Below are 19,540 nucleotides of genomic sequence, written 5' to 3'. Positions count from 1 at the left end.
ATGGGTCCTTAGGAAGCGAATTGAAGAACCAAAATCCGGGATATGCCATCAATTGGATAACGGCCGCCTGGCCGGGAGTAATCTTGGCTTAGCCCGTTCATTTCGCATTCAATTCATGACGCCGGGAGGTCACATCACGATTCGCAGCGCGGGAATCCTGCTCTACCGGCACGGTTCCACGGGAGAGCTGGAACTTTGGATTGCCCACATGGGTGGACCTTTCTGGGCGCACAAGGACGAACACGCCTGGTCAATTCCCAAGGGCGAATTCCTTGAGGACGAAGACCCTTTGGTTGCCGCCCGACGCGAATTTATCGAGGAAATTGGGACTCCGCCGCCACCGGCTGACTACGAGTTGTTGGGGGTTTTCAAACAGCCCTCCGGCAAACTCATCACCGCCTTCGCAGCAGAAGCAGACTCCTTCCAGCCCGATGAGATCGTCAGCAACACCTTTCCTATGGAATGGCCTAAGGGATCCGGCTCCATCAAGGAATTTCCGGAAATAGACGACGCACGGTGGTTTGGAGAAGCAACAGCCAGGACCAAGCTCGTCAAAGGGCAACTGCCAATTGTGGACGCTCTGGCCCGGCACCTTGTCGCGAAAGGCCTCTAGAGCCTCTCGCACATAGGGCGCTGCCGTTCGAAGCGTCGAGGCGCTAGCGTTGAATGATGACCCCTGAGTACAGGTACGACGTCGAGGTGCTGCATCTCTTGGTATCGCCGGCGCACGCCTATTTTGGCCGCGCCCGCGAAGGCGCCGCGGATGTTCCGACGACGGACGCTGAGCAGGCCGAGCTTGTGGCGGGCAAGGGCATTGTGGGTGACAGGTTCTTCGGCAAGGCCGCCCACATGGACGCCGCAGTGACCGTGTTCGCGGTGGAAGCGCTTGAGTCGATTGCCTCCGAGCTGGACGCCGGGCCCTTCGACCCACTGATGACCCGGCGAAACGTAGTGCTTCACGGGGCCGAACTGGCCCCCTTGCTGGGGCATGAGTTCACTCTGGAGTCCGGCGGCGATTCCGTGCGGCTGAAGGCAGGGAGGCCAGCACACCCTTGCGCTTGGATGGACCAGATGCTGGCACCGGGGGCACACAAGGCGATGCGCGGCAGGGGCGGCGTGCGTTGCCAGGTGATCTCCGGAGGACTACTCCACAGGGGTCCGGCTGTGTTGGTGAGTCCTGTGCCCTTGGATCCAGCCAGGGCCGGCGAGGCAACGGTGCTGCGGCCCTCCCGGCTTCCCTAAGCTCACACCTCTTCAGCCGCCGGCGCCGCGAACTGTGCCTCGTAGAGCCGTGAGTACGCCCCGCCCGCAGCAAGCAGCTCAGCGTGGGTCCCCTGTTCCACGATTTGCCCGGATTCCATCACCAGGATGAGATTGGCATCGCGGATGGTGGAGAGCCGGTGCGCGATGACGAAGCTGGTCCGGTCAGAGCGCAGTGCGTTCATGGCTTTCTGCACCAGAACCTCGGTACGCGTATCCACCGAGCTGGTGGCTTCATCGAGGATCAGGACCGATGGACGGGACAAGAAGGCCCGGGCGATGGTGAGCAGCTGCTTCTCGCCGGCGGAGACGTTGCCGCCTTCGTCGTCGAGCACGGTGTCGTAGCCCTCGGGAAGGGAACGGACGAACCGGTCCACGTAGGTGGCCTGCGCAGCCTCAAGGATCTCCGGCTCGGAAGCCGTGGGCCGACCATAGGCGATGTTGTCGCGGATAGTCCCGCCGAACAGCCACGTATCCTGCAGGACCATGCCCATCCGCGAGCGCAGTTCCTGCCGTGACATGGAGGCGATGTCCACGCCGTCGAGGGTTATGCGCCCTGCATCCAGTTCGTAGAAGCGCATCATGAGGTTCACCAGCGTTGTCTTACCGGCCCCTGTCGGCCCAACAATGGCTATGCTCTGACCTGGTTCGGCCACCAGGCTGAGGTCCGTGATGAGTGGCTTGTCGGGCAGGTACCGGAAGGACACATTCTCGAACACGAGCCGCCCACGCGATGGACCGGACCGCGGAACAGGAGCAGGTTCGGCCGATTCTTCTTCCTCATCCAGCAGGTCGAACACCCGTTCCGCCGAGGCAACGCCCGACTGCAACATATTGGCCATGGATCCCAGCTGCGCCAACGGCATGGTGAATTGCCGTGAGTATTGAATGAAGGCCTGGACGTCACCCAACTGCATTGCTCCCGAGGCCACTTGCAGGCCGCCCACCACGGCGATGCCCACGTACACCAGGTTTCCGATGAACGTCATGGCCGGCATGATCAGCCCGCTCACGAATTGCGCCCCGAAGCTTGCTTGGTACAGCTCGCTGTTCTTGGCGCGGAACTTCGCCTGGACTTCGTTCTGCCGGCCAAAGACCTTCACGAGTGCGTGACCGGTGTACGTTTCCTCAATCTGCCCGTTGAGCTCGCCGGTGTTTTTCCATTGCGCGACGAACAGTTTCTGCGAGCGCTTGGCAATCACCACCGTGGTCCCCAGGGTAAGCGGGATGGTCACCAACGCAATGATGGCGAGCAGCGGCGAGAGCAGGAACATCATCACCAGCACGCCCAGTACGGTCAGCAGCGAGGACACGACCTGGCTGATGGATTGCTGCAGGCTTTGGGAGATGTTGTCGACGTCGTTGGTTACGCGGCTGAGCAGCTCACCACGCTGGATGGAGTCGAAATAGCGCAGGGGAAGCCGATGGATTTTCGCTTCGATCCGCTCGCGGAGGCGATACACGGTCCGTTGCACGACGCCGTTGAGCACGTACGCCTGCATCCAACCGAACGCTGAGGCCAGGACGTACAGCGCCAGCACCCAGAGCAGCACGGATGACAGCGCACCGAAGTCGATTCCGATGCCGGGTGTCAGGTTCATGGCGTTCAGCATGTCGGCTTTGTTGTTCTCGCCGGAGGCGCGCAGGCCCGCGATCACTTGGGCTTTGGAAACCCCTGCTGGCAGTTGTTTGGACACCACGCCGGCGAAGATGAGGTTGGTTCCTTCGCCCAGCAGTCTGGGCCCGATGACGGACAAGGTGACGCTGACCACAGCGAATACCAGGACCAGCGTCAGCCAGAACCGCTCAGGCCGCAAAGTGCCCAGCAGCCGCCGGGCCGAGGCACCAAAGTTGGAAGCTTTCTCCGCCGGAATGTTCATGCCACCGAACGGACCGCCACCTCGGGGCCCCATGGGTGGCCGCTGTGGCCCCCGTTGACCTGCTGTCATGGCGCTCATGCCGCCTCCTCCGCTGCCAGCTGGGAAGACACGATTTCCCTGTATGTTTCGGACGTCTCCAACAGCTCATCGTGGGTTCCCTGCCCAACGATCCTGCCGTCGTCGAGCACTAATATCTGGTCCGCGTCCGCGATGCTGGAGACGCGCTGGGCGATGATCACCAGCGTGGCGCCGTTGGTGTGGTGTTTGAGGGCCTGCCGGAGGCGGGCGTCCGTGGCGGTGTCCAGCGAGGAGAAGGAATCGTCGAAAATGTAGAGCTCCGGCTGTTTCACGAGTGCCCGGGCAATGGCCAGGCGTTGCCGTTGCCCGCCGGAAACGTTGGTGCCGCCCTGCGAGATGGGCGCATCCAGTCCACCTTCCATCTCTTCAACAAAGTCCCGCGCCTGGGCCACTGAAAGGGCCTGCCACAGTTCGTCGTCGCTGGCGTCGGGTTTGCCGTATTGGAGGTTGCTGCGGACGGTGCCCGAGAAGAGATACGGCCGTTGCGGCACCAGGCCGATGTGCCCCCACAACAGGTCCGGATGCAGATCCCGAATGTCCACGCCGTCCATCCGGACTGCTCCCGCAGTGGCGTCGAACAGCCGCGGCATCAGGTTCACCAACGTGGTCTTCCCGGCGCCCGTGCTGCCAATGATTGCCGTGGTCTGGCCGGCCAGGGCGGTGAAGGTAACGCCGCTGAGCACGGGCTGCTCGGCACCCGGGTAGGCGAATCCGACGTCGCGCATTTCCAGTTCGCCGCGGCGGATACCGCCAGTAACAGGGTTCGACGGCGGCTGGACACTTGAGGCGGTCTCCAGCACCTGCCCGATCCTGTCCGCAGAAACGGACGCGCGCGGGATCATCACGGCCATGAAAGTGGCCATCATGACGGACATGAGGATCTGCATGAGGTAGCTGAGGAAGGCGATCAGCGTGCCTACCTGCATGGAACCGTCTTCGATCCGGAATGAGCCGAACCAGATGACCGCCACGCTGGAAATGTTCATCACCAACATGACCACAGGGAACATGAGCGCCATCAAACGGCCGGCCCGCAGCGCAACGTCCGTGACGTCTTCGTTCGCCTTGCCAAACCGGGAGGTCTCCATGTCTTCCCGCACGAAAGCGCGGACCACGCGGATGCCGGTGAGTTGCTCGCGCAGGACACGGTTGACGGCGTCGATCCGGACCTGCATTTTGCGGAACAGCGGCACCATCCGGGTCACGATCAACCCGACGGCCACCAGCAATACAGGCACGCATACCGCGATCAGCCAGGACAGTTGGGCGTCCTGCCGCACGGCCATGATCACGCCCCCGATACTGAGCATGGGCGCCGCAACCATCAGCGTGCAGGACATGAGGACCAGTTGCTGAACCTGCTGGACGTCATTGGTGGACCGGGTGATCAAGGACGGCGCCCCAAATTTAGTGACTTCCTGCTCGGAGAACTCCCCCACCCTTGCAAAGACGGCGTCCCGCAGGTCGCGGCCCATTCCCATGGCTGCCTTCGCGCCGAAGTACACGGCCACCACCGCACACGCAATCTGCAACAGCGTGATCAGCAACATGAGACCACCCATGCGCAGGATGTAATCCGTATCGCCGGTAGCCACACCGTTATCGATGATGTCGGCGTTGAGCGTAGGCAGGTAAAGCGACGCGATGGACTGCGCCAATTGAAATACGACGACGGCAATCAGCAACCGCTGGTGCGGCTTCAGGAACCGAACAAGAACCTTCCAAAGCATGGGAACTCCGAACCAACGTAGTGAACCGAAGGCTAGTTTACGTCTGGTTGCTGTGGGCAACTAGAGGGATTCTCAGACCACTGCTTTCCTGTTCAAACCTTGCAGGGCAGCCTGCGTTCCGGTTCCGCTTTTGGGTAGGTAAGTGAAAAGACGGAGGGCCCGGAACTGCGGGACACCCAGCACCATGGGAGCGAAACTTAGGCGGCCTACCTCGGGGTGTTCATACACAACATCCACGTGGTAAGAATCGGCAACCACTTGCCGCTGCCATAATTCCCGGAAGGCTTCCGAGACCTGGCATAGGCCGCGTGCCATGGCATCGAAACGGTGATCGTCCGGGAAGTTGGCTGATTGCGCCCGGAACTGCGCCACCATGGAACGGGCCATCATCTCCTTGTGCACGTGGGGCCTGGCGAGCTCCGGATCCGTGAAGAAGCGTTGGAGGCAGCTTTCACCCACACGGGTATCGAAAGTTTCTGCGGCCGCGGAATTCATGGCCACTACGGTCCAGAAAGGGTCAGCGATGTAGCTGGGATTCGCCATGGCATCCACCAGTTGCTGCAGCAGAGCGAGCTGGGAGTCGTCGACGTCGAAGTTGTGACCGGCGGCCTGTCCCGAAGTCGGACCGCCAGCCCTACTGACCGTATTGCCGGAAGGGCCCGGACGGCGCCCGGACGCAAGCCGCCGGACATAGGTTCGGTCCTCAGGGCTAAGCCGCAGTGCGTTCGAAATGGCATCGAGAATTTCCTCGGAGGCGCCAATGGCCCGCCCCTGTTCCAGCCACGTGTACCAGGAGACCCCAACATTGGCCAGGACGGCCACCTCTTCGCGCCTGAGTCCGGGAGTCCGGCGTCGTGGGCTGACTGGTAACCCGACATCCTGCGGACGGGTCTGCTCGCGACGCGTGCGGAAGAACTCGCCAAGGCGGGCGTGGTTGGAGCGGGCTTGATGGGAAACAGGCTGGTCGTTAGGCAAGGGGGTCTCCAGTAAAAAGACGAGCGTCCGGCCACCCGCTGGGCAGCTACGGCACAGCGGATGGCCGGACGAACCGGTGAGCAGGATCCAAACGGATATTTCCTGGTTACTGCAGGACCCGCTCCCGTTCGGAGCGCACGTCCAGCTGCGCGTATTCCTCGGCTGCCAGGCGTGTGGCGTCCTGGGGACTCATGCGGGGCTCCAGGTTGAGCAGGGAAGCAATCCGGACCAGACGCTCCTCCACGGAAGCCGACACAACATGGAAGGGGATGCCCAACTCGTCCATGGTGTGCTGCAGGATCTCATCGGACATGTTCCGGAACTGATCGTTGACCGGACGGTGTCCATCAGCAGAGAGCGGAAGCTCGTTCTTCAGGTGCACGAACACATCGAAGGAGTTCTTGACATGCCGCTTGAAGCTGTTGCCGAGGCTGGTCATCACCTCTTCGAAGAAGGCGAGTTCCGGAGTTTTCTCCACGCTCTCCCCCGCCGCCAGGTGTGCTGAGGCGCTGGGGTTCAGCCCGAGGGAAACCCGCACGGACCCGTAGATCCATTCCTGCAGCGATGAACCGTCGGAGATGAAACCGGCCGAGAGCTTGTCCTCGTACACGGCACGCTCCACATGGCGGGTCACGATCATCTGGATGAGCTCCGCGGCAGTGCATTCCTCGAGGGTCTTGCCAGGGGCGGCCTCGGGCAGGATCTCCCGCATGGTCCTGGCTTTGGTGCGGGGCAACCCGGTGTAGTGGGACAAGGCCATGGACGTAAACGTCTTGCCCGAGGAATAGGTACCCGAAATGCCGATGCGCACAGGGAGCACCTAGTCGTTGACGAGCTGGAGGGTACCCGCGGCGCTGAGCTTGCCGGCGAACTCGATTGCGGCGTCGCTCAAGTCCGCTTCTGCAACCTTGCGGGTGCCATCGACGTCGCCATTCAGGACAGTGGGAGCGAAGCGGACGTGAGTTGCGTCCTCGATGCCCACAAAGTTCAGCCAGTTAGCGAAGAAGGTGCTGCTGAAGTCGGAGCCGAAAGCGGCCGGAACACCCGGCGCGTAGACACCGCTGGTGTGGATCGCAAGGGCCTGCTTGCCTTCCATGAGGCCGCGGTAGCCCTGCTCCGGGTCAAAGCCGAAGCTCCAGCCGGGCTGGGTGATGATGTCAATCCACTGCTTCAGCACGTAGGGGACGCCCGAGTTCCACATGGGGATGTTGAAGACGTATGCGTCGGCTGCAGCGAACTGATCGAACACAGCGCGGGCGGATTCCCAAGCGGCAACCTGCTCCGGCGTCTGGTCCTGTCCGGTGAAGACAGCCATCTTGGCGGCAGCCGCGATCCGACCGAAAACAGGCAACGCGCCGTCGTCGAACAAGTTCAGGGTCTCCAGCTCAAAGCTCTCCGGACCGGCAGCCTGGACGGAGTCGATGAAGTGCCGGGCCAACCGCAGGGAGTCGCTGTTGGCGTAGCGCGGAGAGGCGTTGATGTGGAGGATGGTAGGCATTGGCTTCCTTTCGAGGCTTTGCTGCGGGGACGTTTTGTGCCCCGTATTCGATCCTCACGGACATCGCATCAGCGCGTAAGAACGCACTTTTTTGTGCCTAGGGCACCTCAAAGTGCCCTCCCCTGAAGGGCTTCCACTTGCCGCAGCGGTCCCTAGGATTCTTCCTGTGGAAGAATCCGGAAACCCCTTGCAGGCCGCCTACACCGACATCGACGGCACCGTCACCGCCTACAACACCATCTTCGAGTTCCTCCGGTTCGATGCCGGCCACTCCCGCAAAGCCGAGGCGGAGGACTTCCTTGAGGGCCTGCGGGCGGCAGCCAGGAACGGCGTACCCCGATCTGTGACGAACGCCCGGTACTTCAGCTGGTGGCGGGGTCGCAGCGTGAGCGAAGTCCAGGAACTCGGCGAGCGCTGGGCAGATTTCCAGGCCGCGTCGCCGAACGGCTGGTCCTTCCTGGAACCCGTCGCCTCCCTCCTGGACAAACACACCGCGGAGGGACGGCGCATTGTGGCCGTCACGGCGTCGTTCGAGCCTGCTCTGGTACGTGTTCGACGGCGGTGGCCCCACCTCGAACTGCTGTGCACGGTCCCTACTGCTGCGAATGGTATCTATACCGGCGACATCGAGGAGGCCCTGGTAGCCGACGCCAAAGCGCGGGCCGTGGCAGCGCACGCCGCCGAGTTCTCGGTGGACCTCTCAGGCAGCTTCGCCTATGGAGACCACAGCTCGGATCTTCCTTTCATGGCATTGGCCGGAGAATCGCTACTGGTCACGCCAGAGGCAGTTAAGGTTTGAGTCACTGTTTCCCCACCTGTAACAACCCCCAAGTAAGCTGTGGCAAGCAGTCCATTTGATGAGGAAAGTATTGGGGAAATGACTCTCACGGCTGAACAGAAACGCATGAAGGCCCAGAAGCACTACAACGCTTCCCTGGATCTTTGCCCGGCACGCCAACTGCTTGAGGCCATCAGCAGCAAGTGGGTCACCTTGGTGATGCTCGCGCTGGAGGATGGGCAGCAGCGGCACAGCGACCTCCGCAAACGAATACCCGGCGCAAGCCAGAAAATGTTGACGTCCACGCTCCGCTCGCTTGAACGGGACGGGCTGGTCCTCAGGCATGTGACCGTCTCCGTCCCCGTTCGAACTGACTACGAGCTCACTCCGCGCGGACATTCGCTCCTGCGGATCATCTTTGAGATGAAGGAGTGGGCCGAGGAACACATGGACGACGTCGCCGCTTCCCGCATGGAACACGACCGCCACCGACTCGCTTTCAACTAGCGCCAGGACGCCGGCATGCACCTGTTTTGCCTGCACCACGCCGGCGGAACCACAGCGAGTTTTGCGGGCTGGCGTTTCGACGGCATGCACGTCACCAAGCTCGCATACCGCGGCAGGGATTTCCGTTCCGTTGGCGGTGCCGCGGCCGCTATGGCCGAACGAATCGCAAGCTCGCAGTCCGGGCAATTGGCGCTCTATGGCCACAGCATGGGGGCGGTGCTCGCTTTCGAGGCCGCCCTTCGGCTTCAGGACACCGGGCGGGTGGTGCACGTGTTCCTCGCAGCCGCGCGGCCGCCGTCGGGAATGAACGACGCCGGTGCTGCCGCGGCAGCCGCTTCCAGTGCCCAGCCAGGGAGGGCAGAGTCCGGGACTTCGCCGTCCGGACTGGCACGGTCCGTGGCAGCCCTGCCCGGGGCTTCGCCATCCGTGGCGGCCCTGGCCGAGCTCGTGCTCAGCACGACCGCCCTGTCCGAGCGGGCCCGGGAAGTACTGCTTGAGGATCTGGCATTGTTGGAGAGCTATCCCGGCAGACTGCCTGCCCGCCAATTGGAGGTGCCGGCCACGGTCCTCTACAGCTCTGATGACCCTGTGGTTACGGCTTCAGAGTCACGGGGCTGGGCGGACTGGTGCGCGCAGAAGCCACGATTGATCGAGGTCGTGGGCGGTGGCCATCTGTTCCATGTAGGCAACGCGAAGGTCAGGGCGATCGTGGCAGCCACCCTGTCCGCTTATGACACGCATGCCCCCTTATGACACGCAAACTGGCTGTGACACGCAAACTATTCGGCGCCAGGGAAAAAGCCTGGCGACACCCCAATATGGGCGTCGCCAGGCTTTTTCCGTGGCCCTGAAACGAGGAGGTCCTAAACTCCAGCGCTCACCAGTTCGCGGTCAAGAGCGGTCTTGCCGGCGGCGAAGATAGCGGCCATCTCCGCAACCCGCCGCCCCAGGTGCTCCGCAGTAGCGATGTCTGCAGGGTGAACGCCTTCCACACCGACGTCCGAGAATGTCTGGGCGGCGGCACCGTTGAAGTAGCCAAAGCGGTTGAGATCGTTTTCTGTGCCCTTGGTGCTCTTCCATCCCGGGAGCAGGCCCAGGTTGATCCAGTTCATGCCGTGCTGGGCTGCGAAAGTGGAGAAGTAGTCCAGGGTGGAATTCTTGTCACCGGCTTTGCAGGCGGCATTGGTAAAGCCGGCACCCAACTTGTTGTGCCATTTCTGCACGGCCCAACGGCCTGCGGTCTTCTCGGCGAACGCATGGAAGGCCGATGGTGCGGTGCCCATGTAGGTGGGGGCGCCGAAAATGATGGCGTCTGCCTGGTCGATGAAATCCCAGGATTCCTGGGTCAACTCATCCACCCGCAGGAGAGCCGTTGTGGCTCCGGTGGCGGCGGCGGAAACCACTGCGTCTGCCAGGACCTTGGTGTGGCCCGAGCCTGAATAATAAACAACTGCAATCGCCGGAGTGGCCATGGGTGTCCTTACTGTTTGCGTCTTCTTGTGGTGGTGTGACTAGATGGCGGGCTGCAGGGCCAGCTTTTCCGTGACCATGCTGGCTGCGGCGCGGGCGCTGCCTGCCTCGGTGAGCTCGAATTCGTCGACGCGAACACCGAATTTGTTGCTAAGGATCACGGCGGCTTCAACAAGTGACAGAGAATCGATGTCAAGGTCAGAGAACGAGTCGTCAGGCCCCATGTGGCCGAGCTCGTCCATGGTGGACCCGATCGCCCCTACGACGTCCATAGCTGTAATTTCCATTGCTTCCCCCTTTTACAGGTGGCCCGGGTTAGCCGGTGCCACAGTGGTCCTGCACGGCACCCCGGCCTGCAGGAATCGGTGTCCGACCCTAGTGCGGGTCGACAACCGAGATCGATGGCCATGTCATGGCAATGGCTCCCCAGGTGGTTCCTCCGCCAAAGGCCGTCAGGACCACCTTGTCTCCGGGGCTCCTGTGGCCTTTGGTTCCGGCGTCGGTCATGGCCAGCGGAATGGATGCGGCTGACGTATTGCCCACCCTGTCCAGGTGGACCTCGGCCCTGGATTCCGGAATGCCGGTCACCGAAGCAACGGCGTTCAGAATCCGAAGGTTCGCTTGGTGTGCAATCAAGGAATCCACGTCGTCGGCAGCCCAACCAGCGCTGGCGAGCACTGTTTCCACGGATCCGGACATCGCTGCGACTGCCTGCGTGAAAACCTCTTTGCCCTGCATCTCAAAGAATGAACCCGGACCTTCCGGCACATGGATGAGGGTTTCGCCCTTGCCATCGGAGTGCAGCGTTGACGCCTTGATGGCCCCGGGTTCGTCTGCTGTTCCAGCTGACAGATAAGCCGCGCCCGCTCCGTCCCCGAAGATCACCGAGGTGGTCCGGTCCGTCGGATCGAGCAGGCGGGTGAAGGTGTCCGCGCCGATTACCAGTGCCGAGTTCACGGATCCTGAACGGATGGCCCACGTGGCGGTAGTCAAGGCATAGACAAATCCGGAGCAAACCGCGGACACATCGAATGCAGCGATGCCCTTCAACCCCAGGTTCGCCGCCACCTTGGGTGCAGTGGCCGGGCAGACCTTGTCCGGCGTCGAGGTCGCCACAATCAGGAGCCCAGCCGAGTCGACGCCGGCACTGGCCAAGGCTCGCCGCCCGGCCGTGGTGGCCAAGACGCTGGTGCTTTCCGTTTTGTCCGAGTGGCGGCGTTCGGCGATGCCTGTCCTGCGCCTGATCCATTCGTCGGAGGTGTCCATGACGGCAGACAGGTGCTCGTTGGTAACCACCTTTCTGGGCAGCGCGCCACCCAGTCCCCGAACAACGGCGGACGCCGCACTCATTTTTCATCCCCCACGGAAGCGCGCACGGCCGCAAGTCGGGACGGCAGTTGGTGGGCAACGCTGCAAACTACTTCGCCGCCGTCGAACGTTCCTACCACGTCAGCGCAGCGCCACCATCCGCCGTCCTTTTCGATCAACCGGCTCTTATGCAGCCGCACCGCAAGGCCGGTCCCCTGCCCGCCCCCATTCTTCGGGCAGGGGCCGCTGAGTGTGATGCGGGTTTTGCGCATCCACAAGGTGTTGCTGTCCGCGCGGTTCATGGAATCGAGCCGGTACAGGAGAACCTGCCCCAACTGCAGCGAGGCAACAAAGTACTCGACGGCGGATAGCGCCTGTGGGTAGGCGGCCTCCAGCCCGCGGCGGTCATCCAGGCGTCGGGACAGTGAGGGCTGCTGGCGGAAGGAGAGCTGCGCGCAGGCCGTTCCTTCACCGGCATCTCCCTCACTCGGATCCAGGACGACATCCAGCAGCGAAACCTGCCGTTCTGCCCACAGCCCACCGTAGAGACGCGTGTAGGCGTCACCCACCAAAGCTTCCTCGGACGGCGATTGGACTGACGCGAGCCCAAGTTCGGCGTGCTCATGGGCCACTTCCAAGACCGCGGTCATCGACGCAACAGAGCAGCGAAGGACCGAAGCGTTTCCCAGGTCCTGCAGCGTCGCCCGGCATTCGAGATCGCCCAGCGTACCTTCCACAGGTTCACTGCCACCCGAGATGGTCACCGACGCCAGGTAGGCAGCAGGCAACAGTTCAGGTGAATAGCGGCTGGCCAGCAAGGCCTCTGCCATCCTGGCAGCCAAAACAAGGACATCCGTGGTGCCAAGGTGCGGTGTTTGCTCCGAGTTCCCCTTGATGGACCACGTACCTTCAACGCCAAGAGCGGCGCGGGCCGTAAGCACGGATTCGGAGACCGTATGGTTCACGCGGAGTTCCCGCAGCCTTGGGTTGGTGGTCTTGTAGCCGTGGCTGAAGAACCGACCGCGACCATCGCCCAGGAGTTCGTCGATGGAGGCGTAACTCCGGGTGCTGGAGCGTAGGGCAAGTGGCATGGGTATTCCTAGGATCGTCATCGGCGGTGATCCCAGAATCCATCGCGCAGCCCTCGGCAACCAGTGTCCGTGGATGGTGGTGGTGGGAACACCACCCTCACCGCTGTGGGAGTGTCTCTGTGCGTCTGGACAGTAGGCTGGACCTGTTCCACCCAGAACCGCTAAGAAGGGACTTCAGTTTTGGCTTACATCACCGTCGGAAACGAAAACAGCACCGAGATTGAGCTTTATTATGAGGACCACGGGACGGGCCAGCCAGTGGTCCTTATCCATGGGTATCCGCTGGACGGTTCATCGTGGGAGAAGCAAACTGCTGCCCTCCTGGACGCCGGCTACCGCGTCATTACCTACGACCGCCGAGGCTTCGGCAAGTCCAGCAAACCCACGGTGGGCTATGACTACGACACCTTCGCCGCAGACCTGAAGACCCTCCTGGAAACGCTGGACCTGAACGATGCCGTGCTGGTTGGCTTCTCCATGGGAACGGGAGAGGTTGCACGCTACATCAGCACCTACGGTTCGGCCCGGGTGGCGAAGGCCGTCTTCCTCGGTTCGTTGGAGCCGTTCATGCTGAAAACCGACGACAACCCGGACGGCCTTCCGCAGGACGTCTTTAGTGGGTTGTATGAGGCTGCCAAGGCCGACCGCTACGCCTTCTTTACCGAGTTCTTCAAGAACTTCTACAACACCGAAACCTTCCTGGGGACAGAGCGCCTCAGCCAGGAATCCCTGGACGCCAGCTGGAACCTTGCCAGCCAGTCGGGTGCCTTTGCTTCCGCAGCCGCGCAGCCCACTTGGCTGACCGACTTCCGTGCAGACATCCCCAAGATCGATGTTCCCGCTTTGATTGTTCACGGCACCGCGGACAACATCCTCCCCATCGACGTCACGGGGCGGCGCTTCAAGAACGCACTGCCCAGCGCCGAGTATCAGGAGATCGAGGGCGCACCCCACGGTCTGCTGTGGACGCACGGCGCCGAGGTCAACGAAGCCCTTCTGACCTTCCTCAAGAAGTAGCACCTCCTACTTCTTGAGGCGGAGCTTCCGGGCTTTCTTGCCGCTACGCAGATACTGCTGCTGCGCGGCGTCGGCCTTTGCTCGTTCTGCGGCATGGAGCAGGCCGTAAGTGAAGGCGCTGTTACCGGCACCGGACACGGACCCCAGCTTCAACAGCTCGGCACGGGCCATGGCGCTGTCCTGATGTTCACCCAAAATGGTCTGGACATCATGGGCAGCGTCCGCGAGCTTTGCGGCGCGCTTCCCGTGGACACTTTCAGCGGTGGCCGCGGCGAAGCGCAGCTTCTTGGCAGTCTTGCGCACATTGTGAAACGCCGAGTCACGTGAAGGCCCGACGGCGGCGCCCACCGCTGCGTCGTGGCGTTTGGCCAGGCGTTTGACAGCTTTGTTGACGAGTTTCGCTGTGGTCTTGCGCGCAGGCCCGGTTCCTTTCGGCGCAATGGCAGGAGAGTCCAGGAAGGCTTCGAGCCCATCCAGAAGCCTGAAATAGCGGGGGCTGTTGAGCCGGGTCCTGATGGCTGCCATCGCTGTATCCGCCCGAACTTTCATGCGCTCATCCAGCTCGGCGTGAAGCGGACCCAAAACCAGTTTCATTGGCAGCTCCTCCGCATCCTTTCGGAGCCGCTCATGGACGACCTCCACGTCCCGGTAGCGTCCAAGCGTCTTGGCCAACGATTTCAGCTCGAGCTCAAGTTCCTGAACCGGGGAACCCTTGAAAAGCTTTCGGTAACTATGGAGTACCGAGCGGATCCGCCGGGTCAACGAGCGCATCTCATGGACGGAATCGTCACGGTTCATTCGCACATGCGCGTCCTGCAGGAGCAACTTGGCCACTTGGGCGTCGAGGTAGTTCAGCACGGGAACCACGGCCGGGCCTTTACGGCTGGGGACCTCACGGCCGGTCCCCTTTGCTCGGGGCCAGGAGTCTCCCAGAGCTGTTGCCAGCTTGGACGTGCGTTCGCTGGGGCTCGCACCGACCTCAATGAGCTGGGCTGCGACGGCGTCCAGGATGTCATCGCCGTTGTTCGCGTGCCCATTACCGTTGAGTTCCACTTCCCACTCGCGCCACCGTTGTTCAGCGGGATGTTGTTCAGTGGGATCACCCAGTGAAACATGTGCCTGCACGTGGTCATCCACGAACTCCGCCACCCGACCGCCGTCGTCCTGGTAGAGGGGGTAGCTGGTGCGCTCGGTGTTGAGGGTGGCCACTGCAATGACCGCGTGTCCCCGCGTATAAGCAAGGACACGGTCCATCAGTTCCACCGGCACGGTATCGGCTTGGCCCAGGGGCGCGTGGATTTCGGTGCGACGTCCCGGGCTGTGGGGAAGCTTGAGGTGCCAGCCGGCGTCGGGACCACCTGTCCGCCGTCGCAGGGTGATTCCGCGGGCCGCAAGCGCGAGATCGTTGGTGTCGAAGTAGACCGCTTCCAGGCTATGGGTGGCCGGCTCTCCCACCCGGGCCACGCCGTCGATATCTCCAAGGGTGGGAAGCGGCGTGGACGGGTCGACGTCGAACTTCCGTTCTTCCTCTACGTTGCTGGACGTGGCCATCACTTCTCCTTGCTGGAGCTTTTTCTTCGTGGCACCCGTGGAGGCCGGCCCGTTCGCTGGCCGACCTCCAGGGTAAGAGGCTTAACCGGAAGCCGTTAAACCAATGCTCCTCCGCCTTCGTCCACATCGCCACCGGTTACTGTGCCACGCCAGGCTCCGGTTTCGTGTCCCTGGGCTTCGATGAACTTCTTGAATTTGTCCAGATCCGCGCCCACACGCAAACTGTCAGCTCCGACTGCCGAGCCGGCCTTTTCAGCGAGGGTGTCCGGCTCCCAGTCGATCTCCACGTTGACGCGGGTATGCCCGGCATCCAACGGTTCAAAGGTCACCGTTCCCGCATTGCGCGGGCCGTCCACGCTCGCCCAGCTGACCAGGGAATCAGGCACCTGCTCAATGATTTGGGCGTTGTATTCGCGCTTCACGCCACCCACGTTCGTTGCGAAGTGGAGCGCCGTATCATCGATCTGCTGCACGGACTCCACCCCGTTCATGAACTCGGGAAAAGTCTCGAACTGCGTCCACTGGTTGTAGGCAACGGACACGGGGACATCTACTTCAATTGATTTATTGACGGTAGCCATGGGTTGTCGCTCCTTCAATGTTCTCTTCTTGTACGGACTCTTTTGAGTTGGGTAATGCCGGCGGCGCGCCAGCCGGCTGGCTGCATAACCGTTGGCGCGCCTGTCTTATGGGGCGCGCCGGGGTTACGGCCTAACCTGCGTCGAAATCCTCTTCGTCGTCGTCCTTGGGTGACTGGTCCCGTGGCAGCTCATTGCCACTGCCATCGGCCAGTGAGTCAGCAGGCTGGTCCAGATTCTGCTCGGCCTGGGACTGTTCGTCGATGCCGCCAAAGCGGCCTGCCCCCGGTTCGCCCGCGCTGTCCGAGTCCTCAGGATCCAGGTGGCTGAGATTTGGGGCGCCGGTTACGTATGTTTCGCCGTCAGGGCTGTCCTCGCTCAAGCCGGCTTCGCTGAGATCCTCTTCCACGCGGGGCTGGGCTTGCGATCCGCCCGCTTCCTGCTCTGCTGTAGGGGTGCCGTAGCCCCCCGCTTCCTCTTCAGGCGTGGCGTTCTGCTTGTCCATGTGACCTGTCCTTTCCATGCGGTGGAACGTGTTAATGGAACACTTCGAACCTATAAGGACGGTTGGCGACGTGTCCATGCTTTGAAGAAATTAGTCAGCAAACTTAGCAATTTGGTGCTTGGGGCGCTATCGTGGCAGCCCGGATTCGTAAGCCACGAAGTCCGGACGCAACACCACCTCCTGTGAACCCATCATCGCTATGTCCTCCCACAACACCAGGAACGATCCTCTATGCCACCAACGCATGAACTGCGCCACCGGCCAGGGCTGCGTCATCCCTTGCCGTTCAAATCCAAGGAATGATGTCGCGGTGCGCGGACTGACGATGATGCCCACCAAACGGGCCCGGCTCAGTGGCTGGGTTGGCGTCGCGTCCAGTGCGAAGCGGGCGTCCGAGATTTGCCCCAGCAGCTCACCGTTGCTGTCCACCACCCTCGTTCCCAACACGTCATTCAGGATCATGTCTACCTCCCGGAATCCGGCCGATGACACGATCCCGAAGCCACCGCTCCACCCATGATGCTTCGAGCGAGTCAGAACGCACTCCAACCGTAATAACAGTGTCCACACCGGAAACCGCATCCCATGGAATACGGATCAACCTGTTCGACGGCGGCCTGCCGCCGAAGATCCGCGTGCCCAGTATTGCGCCTGTTAGCAGTGCAGTAATAGTGGGCGGTTCTGCGCCTTCCGGGATGGGCTCGTCAGCCGCGGGACCGCTCAACTCGAGGTCGTCCACGGTGGTGACAGGTACGCCGTCGACGTCCAACACCTGCCGGTCCAGCAGGTGGAGCTGGGCGTCAAGGACCAACCCGGCCGGGCGCGGCGCAGGCCTGATTTCCCTCGGCTGGATCCTCTTGCGCTTGGTGGCACTCATGCGCCTGCTCCTGTAACAATCATGAGCGGAATGGCCGCCAAGGATGCAGCCAGGATGATCACCAAATACACCATTCCGGCAATATTCACTGCCCTGTTGTTAACGTGCTCGCCCATATATTGGGGATCGTTCGCGACAATCAGGATCGGTAGATAGGTGAGCGGAAGGGCGATCGCGGAGAACACCACCGAATACTCCGTCACCAGGATGGGATCTACACCAGTGGCGAGGACTGCGGCACCTGCCAGAAGGACCACGATCATGGAGATATGGAACCTGGCTGCCTGAGCCGGGCGCCGGAACTTTCCCCACGACCACCCAAAGAACTGCGCCAACGTGTAGCCGCTTGAAAGCGTCGTTTCCAGAGCCGCCCCGAATGTAGCGGCCACAACGCCCAAAATCAGCACAGCCAGCGCTAACTGGCCTCCCCCCTGCGCGACGGGCAACGCCACTTGCGAAAGCGTAGTGACGCTGATCCCCGCAGGCAGGAGGACGACGGCGGCGCAAGCGGCGATTGCCACGGAAAGGAACCCACCCAGTGGGAAACCAAGCAGGACATTCATCCGGGCCTGGAGCAGATCCTTGACCTTCCACCTTTCCTCCACAGCGCCCGAGGAGAAGAAGAAGACCTCATAGGGTGTCATGGCAGCCCCGAACAGTGCGATGGCGAAGTACCAATAGACCCCTGAGCCCTCCTCCTGTGGGACCGACGGTGCGAACGCCTGGCTGGCCAGGACACCCCAATCGGGCTTGAGCAGGAAAAGGGCCACTGCAAAGACGATCAAGGAAAGTCCCAGGAGCCCGGTGACGTTCTCCATGATCTTGAACTTCACGCGCCAAATGACCAGCCACACAGCCAGCAACGCAACGGGGACCCACAGCAGATAAGCCACGCCACTGGCCAACTGCAGGGCCAGGGCGATGCCGCCGATCTCGGCGGTGACGGTCATCAGGTTGATCAGGAAGGAAGCGGCAAGGTTGGCCAGCCCGGCACGCGGCCCCATGCGCTCACGAATCACCTCGAAGGTTGCCCGGCCTGAGACGGCCGCCACCCGTCCTGACATGTTGGCAAAGAGGCAGATTCCGACGACGCCGACCACCACCACCCACGCCAGGGAAAGCCCAAAGCGTGAACCTACTACGGCATTGGTCACCAAATCCCCGATGTCAACAAAGCCCCCGATCGCCGTCAGGATGCCCAGGGCAACACCGAGGAGCCGCTTCACTGGATGCCGGCCTTGGTCATGAGGGCTTTGAGCTGATCGGTGGCACTGCGCAACTCACCCAGGACTTCTGGCAGGCCGTGCGCGCCTGATCCCGATTGCCCCTGTTCAGGGCCGCCGCTCGGGGCAGTCAACGCATCACGGGCATGGAGCAACGCGCGCGAGATGGTGGCGAAGGAGGCCAGCATGTCATCCCGAAGCGACTTTTCCTCCTCGGTTGGGGCTGTGAAACCTTCAACTTCATCGGCAGCCGACTGGACCTCGCCCAGCATGTCATCTGCCGCAGTGGACCCGGCAGCCGCCGTCGTGCTGTCCTTGATCCTGAGGTCTACAGCCAGGGTGGCGGCTTGGACGGCGGAAAACACGTCTTTCGCTGGTCCCTTAAGCGCGTCGGGGGAAGGCCGCTGTGAGCATGCGGTCAGCACCCCGGCGAGTACCGCCAGAGCCAGGAGAATCGACGCGAGGCGCCTGCCATTCGAACTCACGATGGCTGCGGAATCTGGCAGCCGGCTTGTGGATCCATCCCCGTGTAATTAAGGGGCCCGGCCACAATATTCAGGGCGATGGTCGCAAACTGCGAACACTGCGCGGGTGGGGCGTTGTAATAGCCGCGTTGACCGGCCGCTATTGCTCCAATGACGAGCCACACAACTACGAACAGCCCAATAATTGAACCGATTCGCATTTCTTCCCCAATCGATAAAACGGGAAACCCAGGTATTACTACTTTCTGGGTGGCCAAGGGCGCGGTCGGGGCGGGGATTCGTACCCTGCCCGCGACCGCAAAACCCGTGTCAATCCGAAGGATTGGTTTCGGTAGTCAAACCGCGATCATCTGCGGTTCGCTCATCCTTTTCTTCTGCCGGCCCGGGTGGATTCGCTGATTCATTCCCTCCAGCATCGGCGGCATCTTCCGAACCCTCCCCGGATGCGTCGCCAACAGGTACCTGATCGTTGGAGGCGGGTGCCCCAAGATCACGGGGGATCGGATGACCTGGTGTCGTGATCCCATCGTGTACCTGGCTGAAGCCGGCAACTTCGGTTGGATCAGTTGTCATACGCGCGACCGGCCCCGGCCAAGAACCCAGCCAATAAGGGCCAAGACCAGCAAGATAATTCCTACCCACAGCAGGAAACTCAAGGCCTGGTTAAAACCGCCAACAAGCAGCAGCACGATCGCAATGACGCCGGCAATCACCAATAGTGTGTTCATC

At 62.0% G+C, this 19,540-nt stretch carries 24 protein-coding genes; 6 read left to right on the top strand and 18 right to left on the bottom strand.

Features of this window, described 5'->3' with window-relative positions:
* The first annotated feature begins 133 nt into the window (after positions 1–133).
* Positions 134–613 (top strand): NUDIX hydrolase, encoded by a 480-nt coding sequence (locus tag AC1DCM_RS15895; protein WP_477518991.1) that lies wholly within the window; start codon positions 134–136, stop codon positions 611–613.
* A gap of 56 nt (positions 614–669) precedes the next feature.
* Positions 670–1,242, top strand: a complete 573-nt coding sequence (locus AC1DCM_RS15890; protein WP_477518990.1) for an MOSC domain-containing protein — start codon at positions 670–672, stop codon at positions 1,240–1,242.
* 2 nt (positions 1,243–1,244) lie between these two features.
* Here the strand turns inward: AC1DCM_RS15890 and AC1DCM_RS15885 are convergent, their stop codons facing one another.
* From AC1DCM_RS15885 to AC1DCM_RS15865, 5 genes are all read right to left on the bottom strand, one after another.
* Complete coding sequence (locus tag AC1DCM_RS15885) at positions 1,245–3,218, bottom strand: ABC transporter ATP-binding protein (RefSeq protein WP_477518955.1); 1,974 nt, start codon at positions 3,216–3,218, stop codon at positions 1,245–1,247.
* Complete coding sequence (locus tag AC1DCM_RS15880; RefSeq protein WP_477518954.1) at positions 3,215–4,948, bottom strand: ABC transporter ATP-binding protein; 1,734 nt, start codon at positions 4,946–4,948, stop codon at positions 3,215–3,217. Before AC1DCM_RS15880 ends, AC1DCM_RS15885 begins: the two co-directional genes overlap by 4 nt.
* 72 nt (positions 4,949–5,020) lie before the next feature.
* On the bottom strand, positions 5,021–5,923 hold the full coding sequence (locus AC1DCM_RS15875; RefSeq protein ID WP_477518953.1) for a helix-turn-helix transcriptional regulator: 903 nt from the start codon (positions 5,921–5,923) through the stop codon (positions 5,021–5,023).
* A 106-nt stretch (positions 5,924–6,029) separates the two neighbouring features.
* Positions 6,030–6,734 carry an AAA family ATPase gene (locus AC1DCM_RS15870; protein WP_477518952.1) on the bottom strand — a complete coding sequence of 235 codons (705 nt, stop codon included), beginning with the start codon at positions 6,732–6,734 and terminating at the stop codon, positions 6,030–6,032.
* A gap of 9 nt (positions 6,735–6,743) precedes the next feature.
* Complete coding sequence (locus AC1DCM_RS15865; protein WP_477518951.1) at positions 6,744–7,421, bottom strand: FMN-dependent NADH-azoreductase; 678 nt, start codon at positions 7,419–7,421, stop codon at positions 6,744–6,746.
* 166 nt (positions 7,422–7,587) lie between these two features.
* Between AC1DCM_RS15865 and AC1DCM_RS15860 the strand changes: the two genes are divergently transcribed.
* The 3 genes from AC1DCM_RS15860 (at position 7,588) to AC1DCM_RS15850 (ending at position 9,459) form a co-directional block, all read left to right on the top strand.
* Positions 7,588–8,220 (top strand): HAD family hydrolase, encoded by a 633-nt coding sequence (locus AC1DCM_RS15860; protein WP_477518950.1) that lies wholly within the window; start codon positions 7,588–7,590, stop codon positions 8,218–8,220.
* Between the two features lie 78 nt (positions 8,221–8,298).
* Positions 8,299–8,706 carry a winged helix-turn-helix transcriptional regulator gene (locus AC1DCM_RS15855; RefSeq protein WP_442016146.1) on the top strand — a complete coding sequence of 136 codons (408 nt, stop codon included), beginning with the start codon at positions 8,299–8,301 and terminating at the stop codon, positions 8,704–8,706.
* Positions 8,707–8,721: 15 nt separating this feature from the next.
* Entirely contained in the window at positions 8,722–9,459 is a 738-nt protein-coding gene (locus AC1DCM_RS15850; RefSeq protein WP_477518949.1) for a thioesterase II family protein, read from the top strand.
* A 110-nt stretch (positions 9,460–9,569) separates the two neighbouring features.
* On the opposite strand, the gene AC1DCM_RS15845 is transcribed toward AC1DCM_RS15850, so the two are convergent.
* From AC1DCM_RS15845 to AC1DCM_RS15830, 4 genes are all read right to left on the bottom strand, one after another.
* A complete protein-coding gene (locus AC1DCM_RS15845; protein WP_477518948.1) occupies positions 9,570–10,178 on the bottom strand; it encodes a flavodoxin family protein in 609 nt (202 codons plus the stop codon).
* A gap of 39 nt (positions 10,179–10,217) precedes the next feature.
* On the bottom strand, positions 10,218–10,463 hold the full coding sequence (locus tag AC1DCM_RS15840; RefSeq protein ID WP_223934523.1) for an acyl carrier protein: 246 nt from the start codon (positions 10,461–10,463) through the stop codon (positions 10,218–10,220).
* Positions 10,464–10,551: 88 nt separating this feature from the next.
* Positions 10,552–11,526 carry a beta-ketoacyl-ACP synthase III gene (locus AC1DCM_RS15835; protein ID WP_477518947.1) on the bottom strand — a complete coding sequence of 325 codons (975 nt, stop codon included), beginning with the start codon at positions 11,524–11,526 and terminating at the stop codon, positions 10,552–10,554.
* Positions 11,523–12,575, bottom strand: a complete 1,053-nt coding sequence (locus AC1DCM_RS15830; protein WP_477518946.1) for an AvrD family protein — start codon at positions 12,573–12,575, stop codon at positions 11,523–11,525. The genes AC1DCM_RS15835 and AC1DCM_RS15830 overlap by 4 nt, the downstream gene beginning before the upstream one ends.
* Before the next feature lie 180 nt (positions 12,576–12,755).
* Here AC1DCM_RS15830 and AC1DCM_RS15825 point away from each other — a divergent pair, with 180 nt between their 5' ends.
* The gene (locus tag AC1DCM_RS15825) at positions 12,756–13,592 is read left to right on the top strand and encodes an alpha/beta fold hydrolase (RefSeq protein WP_477518945.1); all 837 of its coding nucleotides are present in this window, start codon (positions 12,756–12,758) and stop codon (positions 13,590–13,592) included.
* A gap of 6 nt (positions 13,593–13,598) precedes the next feature.
* Here the strand turns inward: AC1DCM_RS15825 and AC1DCM_RS15820 are convergent, their stop codons facing one another.
* From AC1DCM_RS15820 to AC1DCM_RS15780, 9 genes are all read right to left on the bottom strand, one after another.
* Positions 13,599–15,143 carry a CYTH and CHAD domain-containing protein gene (locus AC1DCM_RS15820; RefSeq protein WP_477518944.1) on the bottom strand — a complete coding sequence of 515 codons (1,545 nt, stop codon included), beginning with the start codon at positions 15,141–15,143 and terminating at the stop codon, positions 13,599–13,601.
* Positions 15,144–15,238: 95 nt separating this feature from the next.
* Positions 15,239–15,724, bottom strand: coding sequence for an SRPBCC family protein (locus tag AC1DCM_RS15815; RefSeq protein ID WP_477518943.1), 486 nt, complete (start codon positions 15,722–15,724; stop codon positions 15,239–15,241).
* Positions 15,725–15,854: 130 nt separating this feature from the next.
* Entirely contained in the window at positions 15,855–16,226 is a 372-nt protein-coding gene (locus AC1DCM_RS15810; RefSeq protein WP_442016137.1) for a hypothetical protein, read from the bottom strand.
* Between the two features lie 126 nt (positions 16,227–16,352).
* A complete protein-coding gene (locus tag AC1DCM_RS15805; RefSeq protein ID WP_442016136.1) occupies positions 16,353–16,688 on the bottom strand; it encodes a PRC-barrel domain-containing protein in 336 nt (111 codons plus the stop codon).
* Positions 16,675–17,103, bottom strand: coding sequence for a hypothetical protein (locus AC1DCM_RS15800; protein ID WP_442016135.1), 429 nt, complete (start codon positions 17,101–17,103; stop codon positions 16,675–16,677). The genes AC1DCM_RS15805 and AC1DCM_RS15800 overlap by 14 nt, the downstream gene beginning before the upstream one ends.
* Positions 17,100–18,329 (bottom strand): Nramp family divalent metal transporter, encoded by a 1,230-nt coding sequence (locus tag AC1DCM_RS15795; protein WP_442016134.1) that lies wholly within the window; start codon positions 18,327–18,329, stop codon positions 17,100–17,102. The genes AC1DCM_RS15800 and AC1DCM_RS15795 overlap by 4 nt, the downstream gene beginning before the upstream one ends.
* A complete protein-coding gene (locus tag AC1DCM_RS15790; RefSeq protein ID WP_442016133.1) occupies positions 18,326–18,811 on the bottom strand; it encodes a hypothetical protein in 486 nt (161 codons plus the stop codon). The genes AC1DCM_RS15795 and AC1DCM_RS15790 overlap by 4 nt, the downstream gene beginning before the upstream one ends.
* A complete protein-coding gene (locus AC1DCM_RS15785) occupies positions 18,808–19,011 on the bottom strand; it encodes a hypothetical protein (protein ID WP_477518942.1) in 204 nt (67 codons plus the stop codon). The genes AC1DCM_RS15790 and AC1DCM_RS15785 overlap by 4 nt, the downstream gene beginning before the upstream one ends.
* Before the next feature lie 369 nt (positions 19,012–19,380).
* Entirely contained in the window at positions 19,381–19,539 is a 159-nt protein-coding gene (locus AC1DCM_RS15780) for a hypothetical protein (protein WP_216926527.1), read from the bottom strand.
* Position 19,540 lies beyond the last annotated feature (1 nt).

This window comes from Paenarthrobacter sp. 10N417 (genome assembly GCF_056394745.1).
Note: the sequence above shows the minus strand (reverse complement) of the source record. Positions and strands in the feature narration are given on the sequence as shown.